Raw genomic sequence first — 13,837 nt, 5'->3', positions numbered from 1 at the left:
CTCCGAGGCGTCGTCCATCGGTCGCCGCCGGTACTCTCGTCCCATGCGCCTCACCCGACTCCGTCGAGCCTCCGCCGTCGCGACCGCCCTCGCGGCCGTCGGCCTCCTCACCGCCTGCTCGGGCGCCTCCGGCGGGTCGGGCGACGCCTCCGGCGGAGGCGTCGGCCTCGTGACCGACGGCAAGCTCACCGTCGCGACCGGCGAGCCCGCGTACAGCCCGTGGGTGGAGGGCGACGACCCGACCACGGGCGACGGCTACGAGGCGGCCGTGGCCTACGCCGTCGCCGAGCAGCTCGGCTACGACGACTCCGACGTGGTCTGGGTGCGCACGACCTTCGACGAGGCCATCGCGCCCGGCCCGAAGACCTACGACCTGAACCTGCAGCAGTTCTCGATCACCGACCAGCGGAAGAAGGCGGTCGACTTCTCGTCGCCCTACTACGAGACCCGCCAGGCCGTCGTCACGCTGCCCGGCACGGCCGCGGCCGACGCGACGAGCGTCGCCGACCTCAAGGGCCTCGCGATCGGCGCCCAGAGCGCGACCACGAGCTTCACGGCCGCCGAGACCGCCATCGACCCCGACGGCGGCGTGCAGGCCTACAACTCCAACGACGACGCCAAGGCGGCGCTCGAGTCGGGCCAGGTCGACGCCATCGTGCTCGACGTGCCCACCGCCACCTACTTCGTCGAGGGGGGCGTCGTGCTCGGTCAGCTGCCCGCCGCCGAGGGCGCCAGCGACGAGCTGGGCATCGTCCTGCCGCTCGGCAGCGACCTGACCTCCGACGTCACCGCCGCCGTCGACGCGCTGCGCGCCGACGGCACCCTCGACGAGCTGCAGCAGCAGTGGCTCGCCGACTACGACGTGCCGGAGCTCTCGTAGCGCCGGCACCGGTCGCCGCCGGCACGGGCGCCGCCCCCGGCGGCCCGGCTCCCGCCCCGGTCAGCGACCTCGAGCTCGGGCGGCGCGAGTACCGCCGCCGGCAGTCGACCCGGTCGATCGTCGTCGCGACCGTCAGCACCGTGGTCTTCGCGGCCCTCGCCTGGTGGGCGGTGACGAGCACGCCCGGCTGGGAGCGCGTCCGCTTCAGCTTCTTCGACGGCGAGTCGCTCGTGGCCGCCTGGCCCCGGGTGCTCGAGGGCCTCTGGCTCAACGTCCGGGTTCTGGTCGTGGCGGCCCTCGGCGTCGCGGTGCTGAGCACCGTGCTGTCGGCCCTCCGCACCCTGCGCGGCCCCGTCTTCTTCCCCGTCCGGGCGCTCGTGCGCGGCTACACCGACCTGTTCCGCGGGCTGCCGCTCATCATCGTGCTCTACCTCGTCGGCTTCGGCGTGCCCGGCCTCGGCCTCGGCATCCCCCGCCTCCCCGCCGAGTTCTGGGGCACCATCGCGTTGATCCTCACCTACTCGGCCTACGTCTCGGAGGTCGTGCGGGCCGGCATCGACGCCGTCCACCCGTCGCAGCGGCTCGCCGCCCGGTCGCTCGGCCTCAGCCACGCGAAGACCCTCCGCCTCGTCGTCTTCCCCCAGGCCCTCCGCAAGGTCACCCCGGCCCTGATGAACGACCTCGTGTCGATGCAGAAAGACGTGGGGCTGATCTCCGTGCTCGGCGCCGTCGACGCCGTCCGCGCCGCGCAGATCGAGACGGCGACCGCCGCCAACTTCACGCCCTACGTGCTGGCCGGCCTGCTGTTCGTCGTGCTGGCGCTGCCGACGATCTGGCTCACCGACTGGCTGTCGGCGCGCCTCCGCCGTCGCGAGCAGGCCGGGAGCGTCGTGTGAGCGCCCCCGTCACGCCCGCCGGAGGCGCGGTGCCGGCTCCCGGGGCCGCCCCCGTCCTGCGCCTCGAGGGGGTCCGCAAGGCGTTCGGCGACACGACCGTGCTCGACGGCGTCGACCTCGACGTGGCCCGCGACGAGGTCGTGGCGCTGATCGGCGCGAGCGGCTCAGGCAAGTCGACGCTGCTGCGCACGGTCAACCTGCTCGAGACCATCGACGACGGCCGCATCACCCTCGACGGCACCGACATCAGCGACCCGCGCGTGCGCGTCGACGCCGTCCGGGCGCGGATCGGCGTCGTCTTCCAGCACTTCAACCTCTTCCCCCACATGACCGTGCTCGAGAACGTCTCGCTGGCGAGCCGGCACGTGCTGCGCCAGCCCCGTCGCGAGGCCGAGCAGCGCGCCCTCGAGCTGCTCGAGCGCGTCGGGCTCGGCGACAAGGCCGGCTCGTACCCCGACCGGCTCTCCGGCGGGCAGCAGCAGCGCGTGGCGATCGCCCGGGCCCTCGCTCCCCGCCCCGCCGTGCTGCTGCTCGACGAGGTCACGAGCGCCCTCGACCCCGAGCTGGTGGGCGAGGTGCTCGACCTCGTCCGCACGCTGAAGGAGGTCGGCACGACCATCCTCATGGCGACCCACGAGATGGCCTTCGCGCGGGACGTCGCCGACCGCGTCGTCTTCCTCGACGCGGGCCGCGTCGCCGAGCAGGGGCCGCCCGCCCAGCTCTTCACGGCGCCCCGCACCGAGCGCGCCCGCGACTTCCTCGCCCGCTTCACGGCCTGACCCCTCCCAGGTGCCCCCGAGGGCGACACGACACCATCCCGTGAGCCCCGTGAGCCCCCGCGAGCCGACCCGCACCGAGCCGACCCCAGGAGACCCCGCCGTGAAGAAGAACACGAAGATCGCCCTCGCCGTCACCGCCGTCGTCGTGGTGGGCCTCGGCGTCACCGCGGCCGTGGCCGGCCCCGCCTTCTACCGTGACGTGGTCGTCGGCGAGCCGGACGCCGCGCCCACCGTCAGCGTGACCCCCGGCGCCACGACCGTCGACGTGAGCCAGGCCTCCGGCGACTGGACGATCGGCGACGGCAGCAGCGCCGGCTACCGGGTCGACGAGGTCCTCAACGGCACCGACGTGACCGTGGTCGGCACGACCGACGAGGTGACGGGCACCGTCACGCTCGACGGCACGACCATCACCGCCGCGACCGTGACGGTCGACGTCGCGAGCATCGCCACCGACAGCGCGAACCGCGACGGGTACTTCCGCGACGACGCGATGGAGGCCGGCACCTACCCGACGGCGACCTTCACCCTCACGCAGCCGATCGACGCCGCGGTGCCCGCCGACGGCGAGGTCGCGAGCGTCGAGGCCACCGGCGACCTCACGATGCACGGCGTCACGCAGAGCGTCACGGTCGACCTGCAGGCGGCCCTGTCCGGCGACGGGGTCCAGGTGAGCGGGTCGATCCCCGTGACCTTCTCCGACTACGGCGTCGACGCCCCGAGCTTCGGCTTCGTCCAGGTCGAGGACGCCGGCTCGGTGGAGTTCCTGGTCGCGGCCGCCCCCGCCGGCTAGCGCCCCGCGACCGTCGGCGGCCTCGCGACCGGCTAGCGCTCCGCGAGCAGCTCGGCGATCGTCGCCGGCAGGGCGTGCACCAGCCCGAGCACGGTGAGCGGCCCGCCCGCGCTCGCCCGCGACGCGGCGAGCCCGTGCACGACCGCCGCCGTCGCCGCCAGCCGGGCCAGCGCCTCCGCGTCGTCGGCGACCTCGTCGGCGTGGGTCGCGACGAGAGCCCCGAGCACGCCGCCGAGCGCGTCGCCGGCCCCCGCCGTCGCGAGCCACGACGGGGCGCTGGCCGCGACCAGGCGCGTGCCCCCGGGCGAGGCGACGTACGTGTGGTGGCCCTTGACGAGCACCGTGCAGCCCCAGGTCTCGGCCGCCCGCGCGGCGGCGCCGGCGGGGTCGGCGGCGACGTCGTCGACCTCCTGGCCCGAGGCCGTCGCCAGCTCGCGGAAGTGCGGGGTGAGGACGACGGGCCCCGTGGCCCGCTCCCGCAGCGACAGCGCACCGGCGTCGAGCACGAGGGGCAGCCCCGAGGAGGCGGCCGTGCGGAAGCCCTCCTCCGTCTCGTCGTCGAGGTGGTCGCCGTCCACCCCCGACCCGAGCAGCCACGCCTGCACGCGGCCGATGCCCGTCACGGCCTCCGGCCGGCGGTGCAGCACGAAGTCGGCGGCGCGGCGGGGCCCGACGTAGCGGAGCATCCCCACGCCCGTGTGCAGCGCGGCCTCGACGCCGAGCACGGCGGCCCCCGGGTACGACGACGAGCCGGTCACGACGCCGAGCACGCCGCGGCGGTACTTGTCGTCGTCGGGGCGGGGCACCGCGATCTCGCCCGCGGCGTCGGAGGGGGCCCAGTCGGTGTAGTCGCTCGAGTCGGTCACGCCTCGACGCTAGCCCGGGCGGACCCCGCCACGCCCGGGCCGCCGGTCGGGGGAACACGCCGCGCGGGCGCCGCGTTGGGGCACGAGGGGCGACCGAGGTCGCCCGCCACCGATCTGAAAGGCGATGACTGCTCCGTGACGTCCGACACCAGCGTGACCACCGACTCCCCCACGACGGCCCCCGAGCGCACGGCTCCCGGCCTCTTCGACCCGATCACCCTGCGCGGCACCACCTTCCGCAACCGGCTCTGGGTGGCGCCGATGTGCCAGTACAGCGTCGACCGTGAGGACGGCGTGCCCACCGACTGGCACCTCGTGCACCTCGGCGCACTTGCCCGGGGAGGCGCCGGCGCGGTCATCAGCGAGGCCACCGCGGTCGTGCCCGAGGGCCGCATCTCGCCGCAGGACACCGGCCTCTGGAACGACGAGCAGGTCGAGGCCTGGAAGCCCGTGACGGCGTTCGTCAAGGGCCAGGGCTCGGTGCCGGGCGTGCAGCTCGCCCACGCGGGCCGCAAGGCGTCGACCTTCCGCCCCTGGAGCGACGTGCAGGGCAGCGTGCCCGCGAGCGAGGGCGGCTGGCCGACGGTCGCCCCCTCGGCCGTCGCCTTCGAGGGCTACGACGAGCCGCGCGAGCTGACGCACGACGAGGTCGTCGGCCTCGTCGAGGCCTTCCGCACCGCCGCCCGCCGCTCGGTCGAGGCCGGCTTCGAGCTGATCGAGCTGCACGCGGCGCACGGCTACCTGCTGCACCAGTTCCTCTCGCCGCTGAGCAACCAGCGCACCGACGAGTTCGGCGGGTCGCTCGAGAACCGCGCCCGCCTCCTGCTCGACGTGGTCCGCGCCGTGCGGGCCGAGGTCGGCGACGGCTACCCGCTGCTGGTGCGCTTCAGCGCGACCGACTGGGCCGAGGGCGGCTGGGACGAGGACGACACCGCGACCGTCGCCGCGTGGTCGCGCGAGGCCGGGGCCGACTTCTTCGACATCTCGACGGGCGGCCTCGTCGCCGGCGTGAGCATCCCCGTGGGCCTCGGCTACCAGGTGCGCTTCGCCGAGCACGTCCGTCGGCAGGCCGACGTCGAGACCGGCGCCGTGGGCCTCATCGTCTCCGCCCGCCAGGCCGACGAGGTCATCTCCTCGGGCCGGGCCGACGTCGTGCTCATGGCGCGCGAGTTCCTCCGCGACCCGCACTTCCCGCTGCGGGCCGCCGCCGAGCTGGGCGTCGAGCTCGACTACGTGCCGGCGCAGTACCAGCGCGCTCCGTTCCGGGTGAGCTGACCCCGGGGAGGCGCCCCGCGCCTCCGGCCCGACACGACGACGGCCGCCTCGATCTCGCGATCGGGGCGGCCGTCGTCGTGCGCCGTGAGGGAGGCGGCGGGGACGCCCGCCGGAAAGCCCGCTACGAGCGCCGGGTCGCGTCCTGGACCTCGCCGATGAGCTCCTCGAGGATGTCCTCGAGGAAGAGCACGCCCTGCGTCGACCCGTGCTCGTCGAACGAGCGGGCGACGTGCACGCCGCTGCGGCGCATGGTCGCGAGGGCGTCCTCCAGCTCGGTGCCCCGGTAGATCGAGATCAGCTGGCGGATTCGCTTCGGCGGCACGGGGTCGTGGAACTCGTCGACGTCGAGGTCGATGACGTCCTTGAGGTGCAGGTAGCCCGTCGGGTCGCCGCCGTCGTCGACGAGCACGTAGCGCGAGAAGCCGTTCTGCGCGACCGCCCGCTCGACGTCGGACGGCGTCGCGTCCTCCGGGAGGGTGACGAGCCCGGACATCCGCACCGCGACGTCGTCGACGGTCTTCTCGGTGAACTCGAACGCGGCCTGCACGGTGCCGCTCGCGTCGGTGAGCGTGCCCTCGCGCTGCGACTGCGCGACGATCGTCGCCACCTCGTCGACCGTGAACGCGCTGGCCGCCTCGTCCTTCGGCTCGACCCGGAAGGCCCGCAGCACGGCGTTCGCCGACCAGTTCAGCGCGACGACCACGACGTGGAAGACGCGGGCGATGGCGACGAGCGGGGGCGCGAGCAGCAGGGCGGCGCGGTCGGGCAGCGAGAACGAGATGTTCTTCGGCACCATCTCGCCGAGCACCACGTGCAGGAACGACACGAGCACCAGCGTGATGACGAAGCCGACCACGCTCACGAGCTCCTCGCTGAGGCCGGTGAGGCCGAGCGGGCCCTCGAGCAGGTGGTGGATCGACGGCTCCGACACGTTGAGGATGAGCAGCGAGCAGATCGTGATGCCGAGCTGCGTCGTCGCGAGCATCATCGTGGCGTGCTCCATCGCCCAGAGGGTCGTCTTGGCGGCGCGGCTGCCCGCCTCCGCCTTCGGCTCGATCTGTGAGCGCCGGGCGCTGATGACGGCGAACTCCGCCGCCACGAAGAAGGCGTTGCCCATGAGCAGCAGCACGAGCCAGACGATGCCGAGCCAGTCGCTCATCGCGCGTCCTCCTTCGTCGTCGTGGTCGTGCCGGTGCCCGTGCCGCGGCCCGCGGCCCGGGCGGCGGCGGCCGCGGTGGCGGCCCGGGTCGCCCGGTCGGTGCGGGTGGCGGGCCCGCCGGGCCCGCGGGCGTCGTCGTGCGCCCCCTGGCGCGCGTCGGCGATCTGCGACGAGACCGACCCGGTGTCGGAGGCGCGGTCGGCGTCACCGGCCTCGCTCGCCTCGTCGTCCTGGGTGGGGGTGAAGCGGATGCGGTCGATGCGGCGCCCGTCGAGGCGCTCGACCCGGAAGGTGCCCGAGTCGCTCTCGACGACGTCGCCGACGACGGGCAGGCGGCCGAGCTCGCTCATCAGCCAGCCGCCCACGGTCTCGTAGGGGCCCTCCTCCGGCACCTTGACCGACGCCCGCTCGAGCAGCTCGTCGGGGCGGAGCAGGCCCGGGAAGGTCAGCCAGTTGCGCGAGCGCACGACGTCGACGCGGCTGCGGTCGTGCTCGTCGGAGACCTCGCCGACGAGCTCCTCGATGAGGTCCTCGAGGGTGACGACCCCGGCGGTGCCGCCGTACTCGTCGACGACGACGGCCATCTGGTAGCCGCGGCCGCGCACCTCGGCGAGGAGGTTGTCGAGGGTCATCGTCTCGGGCACGCGGACGGCGGCGGTCTGCAGCGCCGACACGGGCACGTCGGCCCGCTTCTCGCGCGGCACGGAGACGGCCTGCTTGACGTGGACGAGACCGACGACGTCGTCGATGCCGTCGTCGGTGACCGGGAAGCGCGACAGGCCCGTGCGCCGTGCGAGCTCGAGCACGGTCTCGGCGGAGTCCGTCCGCGTGACCGTCGACAGGCGGGGGCGGGGCGTCATCACGTCGGAGGCGGTGTGGTCGCTGAACGCCAGGGTGCGCGCCAGCAGGGTCGCGGTGTCGGTGTCGAGGCTGCCCTCGAACGCCGAGCGGCGGACGAGCGACGAGAGCTCCTCCGCGGTGCGGGCGCCGGAGAGCTCCTCCTTCGGCTCGATGCCGATCGACCGGAGGATGGCGTTGGCCGTCTCGTTGAGCAGCCGCACCGCGGGCTTGAACACCGTGGTGAAGCCGACCTGGAAGGGGATGACCAGCTTGGCCGTGCGCAGCGGCAGGGCGAGGGCGAAGTTCTTCGGCACGAGCTCGCCGATGATCATCGACAGGAGGGTCGCGACGACGATCGACACGATCGGCGCGCCGACGTCGACGACCGGCTCGGGCATGCCCACCGCGGTGAGCGGCGGCTCGAGCAGCCGCGAGATCGCAGGCTCCATCGTGTAGCCGGTGAGCAGCGTCGTCAGCGTGATGCCGAGCTGAGCGCTCGAGAGGTGGGTCGAGGTGATGCGGAGGGCGCCGATGGTGGGGCCGAGGCCCTTCTCGCCCTTCTGCTCACGGGCCTCGAGGTCGGACCGGTCGAGGTTGACGAGGCTGAACTCGCTGGCCACGAACAGGCCGGTGCCGACGGTGAGCAGCAGGCCGATGCCGAGGAGGATCCACTCGTTCACGAGGAGCGGTCACCCCGCTCGGCGCGGAGATGGTGGGAGGGTGCGGTCGTCTGGGACGGAGGGTCATCCATAGGCGTGCGATCCTACCGCGCGCGGGCCCTCGCGCCCGCACCTGGGCGGCGGACGCGGGCCGCGTCCGCTACCAGCTGACCGGCAGCGCCTTGCCCTCCTCGTACCCCGCCGCCGACTGGACGCCGACGAGGGCCCGCTCGGCGAACTCGGGCAGGGTCGTCGCCCCCGCATAGGTGAACGAGCTGCGGACGCCCGAGGTGATCATGTCGAGGAGGTCCTCGACGCTGGGGCGGAGCGGGTCGAGGTAGATGCGCGACGACGAGATGCCCTCGGCGAAGAGCGTCTTGCGGGCGAGCTCGTAGGGGTCGAGCCGCTCGAACCGCCCCTGCACGGCCTTCGTCGAGGCCATGCCCCAGCTCTCCTTGTAGAGCCGGCCCTCCTCGTCGGCCGCCAGCTCGCCGGGGGCCTCGATCGTGCCCGCGAACCACGAGCCGATCATGACGGAGGCGGCGCCCGCGGCGAGCGCGAGGGCCACGTCGCGGGGGTACCGCACCCCGCCGTCGGCCCAGACGTGGGCGCCTAGCGCGCGGGCCGCCGCGGCCGTCTCGAGCACGGCGGAGAACTGGGGGCGGCCGACCGCGGTCATCATGCGGGTGGTGCACATCGCGCCCGGGCCGACGCCGACCTTGACGATGGAGGCCCCGGCGGCGACGAGGTGCCGCACCGCCTCCTCGGTGACGACGTTGCCGGCGGCGATCGGCAGCCCGAGCCCGAGGGCGGCGACCGCCTTGATGGCCCGGATCATGCCGTCCTGGTCGCCGTGCGCGGTGTCGATCACGAGCACGTCGACGCCGGCGGCGGCGAGCGCCCGCGCCTTCTCGGCGACGTCGCCGGTGATGCCGACGGCGGCGGCGACGCGGAGGCGCCCCCCGGCGTCGAGGGCCGGCCGGTACAGCGTGCTGCGGAGCGCGCTCTTGCGGCTGACCGTGCCGATGACGCGGCCGTGGCGGAGCACCGGCGCGAAGTCGATCTCGGCGGCGACCATGCGGTCGAAGGCGGCGCGCGGCCCCTCGACGTCGTCGGCGTCGAGGGAGGTGAGGGCCCCGTGCAGCAGGTCGCCGAGCACGGCGTCGCGGGGCGCGGTGCCGAGGCGGGAGGCGGCGATGCAGCCGAGGTACGCGCCGGTGCCGTCGTGCAGGACGATGCCGTGGCCCTCGACGGCGGGGACGGTGCGGAGTGCCGTCTCGACGGTCTCGCCGGCGTCGAGCGAGTAGGGGGTGTCGTAGTCGACCGGCTGGGCCTTCACCCACCGGATGGCCGCGTCTAGCTGCTGCAGCGGCATGTCCTGCGGCAGGACGCCGAGGCCGCCGCGCCGGGCGAGCGTCGCCGCGAGCCGGGGCCCGGTGACCGAGTTCATGTTCGCCGAGACGATCGGCAGGGTCGCGCCGGTGCCGTCGCCGGGGGCGAGGCTCACGTCGAGGCGGCTCGTGACCGACGACCTGCTGGGCACGAGGAACACGTCGGAGTACGTCAGGTCGTGGGTCGGCGTCGTCTCGTAGAACCTCATGGCTCCACGGTAGCTCTCCCGGACCGCGCTGACTCCGTGAGATCGAGGCCGACCGGTGGGGCGCCTCCTGCGGGTCGCCCCGCCCGCGCTCGGTCGGATGCGCTTAAGCTGGGGCACCGTGGGCGGCGCTGCCCACGCACTGATCAACAATCAACGGAGAGTGGGCGATCGGCTGTGACGAGCCACGTGACGGGAACGACCGACGAGGGTGCCTTCGGCGCCAACGAGTGGTTGGTCGACGAGCTCTACGAGCAGTGGCTGGTCGACAAGAACGCCGTCGACGAGTCGTGGTGGCCCGTCCTCGAGGCGTACACGCCCGCCGACGGCGGCGAGGCCCCGGCCGGAGGCGCCGCCGACGCCGACCCTGCCCCGCGGTCCTCCTCCGCCGCGGCCAGCACGCCCCCCGCCCCGGAGCCCGCCTCGACCGACGGCGGCCAGGCCCAGGTCCCCGACGAGGTCGCCGGCGCCCCCGGCCAGGACGAGCCCGCAGCCCCGGCCCCCGCCCCGGCCGCGCCCGCCGGCAAGAAGGCGGCGAAGACCACGTCGGTGGAGCCCTCCGCGAAGCCCATCCCCGCCGACTCGCCCGCGAAGGCGGCGGAGCCGAAGCGCCCGGCCGCCGAGCCCACGCCGGAGCCCGAGGCCGTGGTCACGCCGCTCCGCGGCATGGCGAAGTCGCTCGCGACCAACATGGACGCCAGCCTCACGGTGCCCACCGCGACCAGCGTCCGGACCGTCGCGGCCAAGCTGATGATCGACAACCGCATCGTCATCAACAACCACCTCAAGCGCGCCCGCGGCGGCAAGGTGTCGTTCACGCACCTCATCGGCTGGGCCCTGGTGCAGGCGCTCAAGGAGTTCCCGAGCCAGAACGTCTTCTACGACGAGGTCGACGGCAAGCCCTCCGTCGTCACTCCCCCGCACATCAACCTCGGCCTCGCGATCGACATCCCGAAGCCGGACGGCACCCGTGCCCTCCTGGTGCCCGGCATCAAGAAGGCCGACGAGATGACCTTCGCCGACTTCCTGTCGGCCTACGAAGACGTCGTCCGCCGGGCCCGCGACAACAAGCTCACGGCGGCGGACTTCCAGGGCAACACGATCTCGCTGACCAACCCGGGAGGCATCGGCACCGTCCACAGCGTCCCGCGCCTCATGAAGGGGGCCGGCTCGATCATCGGCGCCGGCGCTCTCGACTACCCGGCCGAGTTCCAGGGCACGTCGGCGAAGACCCTCGTCGAGCTCGGCATCGGCAAGACCGTGACGCTGACGAGCACCTACGACCACCGCGTCATCCAGGGCGCGGGCTCCGGCGAGTTCCTCAAGAAGGTCAACGAGCTGCTCATCGGGCAGCGCGGCTTCTACGAGGAGATCTTCGCGGCCCTCCGCATCCCCTACGAGCCCATCCACTGGAACGCCGACATCAACGTCAACCTCGCCGAGCGCGTGGGCAAGACGGCGCGCGTGCAGGAGCTCATCAACAGCTACCGCGTGCGCGGCCACCTCATGGCCGACATCGACCCGCTGGAGTACCGCCAGCGCACCCACCCCGACCTCGCCATCGAGAGCCACGGGCTGACCTTCTGGGACCTCGACCGCGAGTTCGTCACGGGGGGCCTCGGGGGCCGCACCTCCGCCCTGCTGCGCGACATCCTCGGCATCCTCCGCGACTCCTACTGCCGCACGATCGGCGTCGAGTACATGCACATCCAGGACCCTGCGCAGCGGGCCTGGGTACAGCAGCACGTCGAGGTGCCCTACGTGAAGCCGTCGCACGACGAGCAGATGCGGATCCTCGCCAAGCTCAACGAGGCCGAGGCCTTCGAGACCTTCCTGCAGACGAAGTACGTCGGCCAGAAGCGCTTCAGCCTCGAGGGCGGCGAGTCGGCGATCGCGCTGCTCGACACGGTCATCCAGCAGGCCGCCCGGGAGGGCCTGGAAGAGGTCGCGATCGGCATGGCCCACCGCGGTCGCCTCAACGTGCTGACGAACATCGCGGGCAAGACCTACGGCCAGATCTTCCGCGAGTTCGAGGGAACGCAGGACCCGAAGACCGTCCAGGGCTCCGGCGACGTGAAGTACCACCTCGGCACCGAGGGCGAGTTCACGAGCGCGACCGGCGAGACCATCCCCGTCTACCTCGCGGCGAACCCCTCGCACCTCGAGGCCGGCGACGGCGTGCTCGAGGGCATCGTCCGCGCCAAGCAAGACAGAGGGCCGAAGGGCGTCTTCGCCACCCTGCCGGTGCTCGTGCACGGCGACGCGGCCATGGCGGGCCAGGGCGTCGTCGTCGAGACGCTGCAGATGTCGCAGCTGCGCGGCTACCGCGTCGGCGGCACCATCCACGTCGTGATCAACAACCAGGTCGGCTTCACCACCCCGCCGTCGGAGTCGCGCACCTCGGTCTACTCGACCGACGTCGCGAAGACGATCCAGGCGCCGGTCTTCCACGTCAACGGCGACGACCCCGAGGCCGTGGCGCGCGTCGCGGAGCTCGCCTTCTCGTACCGCCAGCAGTTCAAGCGCGACGTCGTCGTCGACCTGGTCTGCTACCGACGCCGCGGCCACAACGAGGGCGACGACCCGTCGATGACGCAGCCGCTGATGTACAACCTCATCGAGGCCAAGCGCAGCGTCCGTACCCTGTACACCGAGGCGCTCGTCGGCCGCGGCGACATCACGCAAGAGGAGTACGACGGCGCCCACCGCGACTTCCAGGACCGCCTCGAGCGGGCCTTCGCCGAGACGCACGCGGCCCAGACCGGGTCGATGCCGGTGGTCACCGACGACGCGGGCGACGTCGACGACCTCGAGCGCCCCGTGTCGCAGCGCGACGACCGCACCGGCGAGCCTGAGACGACCGGGGTCTCGCTCGACCTGATCCACGCGATCGGCGACGCGCACGACAACCCGCCCGAGGGCTTCTCGGTGCACCCGAAGCTCTCGCAGCTGCTGCGCAAGCGCGTCGACATGAGCCGGGCCGGCGGCATCGACTGGGCCTTCGCCGAGCTGCTCGCGATGGGCTCGGTGCTCACCGAGGGCACGCCCGTCCGGCTCGCCGGCCAGGACAGCCGGCGCGGCACCTTCGTGCAGCGCCACTCCGTGCTGCACGACCGCGAGAACGGCCAGGAGTGGCTGCCGCTGCAGAACATCACCGACGACCAGGCGAACCTCTGGATCTACGACTCGCTGCTCAGCGAGTACGCGGCGATGGCCTTCGAGTACGGCTACTCGGTCGAACGGGCCGACGCGCTCGTGATGTGGGAGGCGCAGTTCGGCGACTTCAGCAACGGCGCGCAGACCGTCATCGACGAGTTCATCTCGAGCGCCGAGCAGAAGTGGGGCCAGCGCTCCAGCGTCGTGCTGCTGCTGCCGCACGGCTACGAGGGTCAGGGCCCCGACCACTCGTCGGCCCGCATGGAGCGGTTCCTGCAGCTCTGCGCGGAGGACAACATGACGGTCGCGCGCCCCTCGACCCCCGCCTCCTACTTCCACCTGCTGCGTCGCCAGGCCTACGCCCGGCCGCGGCGCCCGCTCGTCGTCTTCACCCCGAAGGCGATGCTGCGGCTGCGCGGCGCCACGAGCGGCGTCGACGCCTTCACCTCGGGCCGCTTCGAGCCGGTGCTCGACTGCACCCGCGTCTCCGACCCGTCGGCGACGAAGCGCATCGTGCTGCACTCGGGCAAGATCCACTACGACCTGACGGCCGAGCTCGACAAGCGCGGCGTCGGCGACGACGTCGCCCTCGTGCGCCTCGAGCAGCTCTACCCGCTGCCGCTGGAGCGCATCCGCGAGGTCCTGTCGCGCTACCCGCAGGCCGAGCTGGTCTGGGCCCAGGAGGAGCCCGAGAACCAGGGCGCGTGGCCGTTCGTCGTGCTCGAGCTGCAGAGGCACCTCGACCGCCCGATCCGGGTCGCGTCGCGCCCCGCCTCGGCGTCGCCGGCCGCCGGCTCGACGAAGGCGAGCGCGGCGCAGCAGGCCGAGCTGATCGCGGCGGCGCTCACGCTGTAGCTCAGCCGGGGTGAGGCCCGCCGACCGGGGCGGGCGAGACGGAGGGTGACGTCGGCTGAGCCGACGTCACCTTCCCTCGTTC

At 73.3% G+C, this 13,837-nt stretch carries 10 protein-coding genes; 6 read left to right on the top strand and 4 right to left on the bottom strand.

Features of this window, described 5'->3' with window-relative positions:
• Positions 1-43 precede the first annotated feature (43 nt).
• From JOE43_RS09090 to JOE43_RS09075, 4 genes are all read left to right on the top strand, one after another.
• Positions 44-880: an ABC transporter substrate-binding protein gene (locus JOE43_RS09090; RefSeq protein ID WP_209517180.1), complete on the top strand. Its 837-nt coding sequence runs from the start codon at positions 44-46 to the stop codon at positions 878-880.
• Positions 844-1,776 (top strand): amino acid ABC transporter permease, encoded by a 933-nt coding sequence (locus JOE43_RS09085; RefSeq protein ID WP_209517178.1) that lies wholly within the window; start codon positions 844-846, stop codon positions 1,774-1,776. The genes JOE43_RS09090 and JOE43_RS09085 overlap by 37 nt, the downstream gene beginning before the upstream one ends.
• Entirely contained in the window at positions 1,773-2,555 is a 783-nt protein-coding gene (locus JOE43_RS09080; RefSeq protein ID WP_374072972.1) for an amino acid ABC transporter ATP-binding protein, read from the top strand. Before JOE43_RS09085 ends, JOE43_RS09080 begins: the two co-directional genes overlap by 4 nt.
• Before the next feature lie 100 nt (positions 2,556-2,655).
• Complete coding sequence (locus JOE43_RS09075) at positions 2,656-3,348, top strand: YceI family protein (protein WP_209519150.1); 693 nt, start codon at positions 2,656-2,658, stop codon at positions 3,346-3,348.
• Positions 3,349-3,380: 32 nt separating this feature from the next.
• Here the strand turns inward: JOE43_RS09075 and JOE43_RS09070 are convergent, their stop codons facing one another.
• Complete coding sequence (locus tag JOE43_RS09070) at positions 3,381-4,214, bottom strand: ADP/ATP-dependent (S)-NAD(P)H-hydrate dehydratase (protein WP_209517176.1); 834 nt, start codon at positions 4,212-4,214, stop codon at positions 3,381-3,383.
• 153 nt (positions 4,215-4,367) lie between these two features.
• On the opposite strand from JOE43_RS09070, the gene JOE43_RS09065 reads away from it, so the two are divergent.
• Positions 4,368-5,489: an NADH:flavin oxidoreductase/NADH oxidase gene (locus JOE43_RS09065; RefSeq protein WP_209519149.1), complete on the top strand. Its 1,122-nt coding sequence runs from the start codon at positions 4,368-4,370 to the stop codon at positions 5,487-5,489.
• A 121-nt stretch (positions 5,490-5,610) separates the two neighbouring features.
• On the opposite strand, the gene JOE43_RS09060 is transcribed toward JOE43_RS09065, so the two are convergent.
• The 3 genes from JOE43_RS09060 to JOE43_RS09050 all read right to left on the bottom strand — a co-directional run bounded on the left by JOE43_RS09060 (position 5,611) and on the right by JOE43_RS09050 (position 9,747).
• Positions 5,611-6,648, bottom strand: a complete 1,038-nt coding sequence (locus JOE43_RS09060; RefSeq protein ID WP_209517174.1) for a hemolysin family protein — start codon at positions 6,646-6,648, stop codon at positions 5,611-5,613.
• Positions 6,645-8,168 carry a hemolysin family protein gene (locus tag JOE43_RS09055; RefSeq protein WP_209517172.1) on the bottom strand — a complete coding sequence of 508 codons (1,524 nt, stop codon included), beginning with the start codon at positions 8,166-8,168 and terminating at the stop codon, positions 6,645-6,647. Before JOE43_RS09055 ends, JOE43_RS09060 begins: the two co-directional genes overlap by 4 nt.
• A 139-nt stretch (positions 8,169-8,307) precedes the next feature.
• Positions 8,308-9,747: a GuaB1 family IMP dehydrogenase-related protein gene (locus JOE43_RS09050; RefSeq protein ID WP_209517171.1), complete on the bottom strand. Its 1,440-nt coding sequence runs from the start codon at positions 9,745-9,747 to the stop codon at positions 8,308-8,310.
• 174 nt (positions 9,748-9,921) lie between these two features.
• Here JOE43_RS09050 and JOE43_RS09045 point away from each other — a divergent pair, with 174 nt between their 5' ends.
• Complete coding sequence (locus JOE43_RS09045) at positions 9,922-13,755, top strand: multifunctional oxoglutarate decarboxylase/oxoglutarate dehydrogenase thiamine pyrophosphate-binding subunit/dihydrolipoyllysine-residue succinyltransferase subunit (protein ID WP_209517168.1); 3,834 nt, start codon at positions 9,922-9,924, stop codon at positions 13,753-13,755.
• Positions 13,756-13,837: the final 82 nt, after the last annotated feature.

Origin of the sequence: Frigoribacterium sp. PvP121 (genome assembly GCF_017833115.1) — a bacterium.
GTDB lineage: Bacteria > Actinomycetota > Actinomycetes > Actinomycetales > Microbacteriaceae > Frigoribacterium > Frigoribacterium endophyticum.
This window is presented reverse-complemented; position numbering and strand designations above follow the sequence as displayed.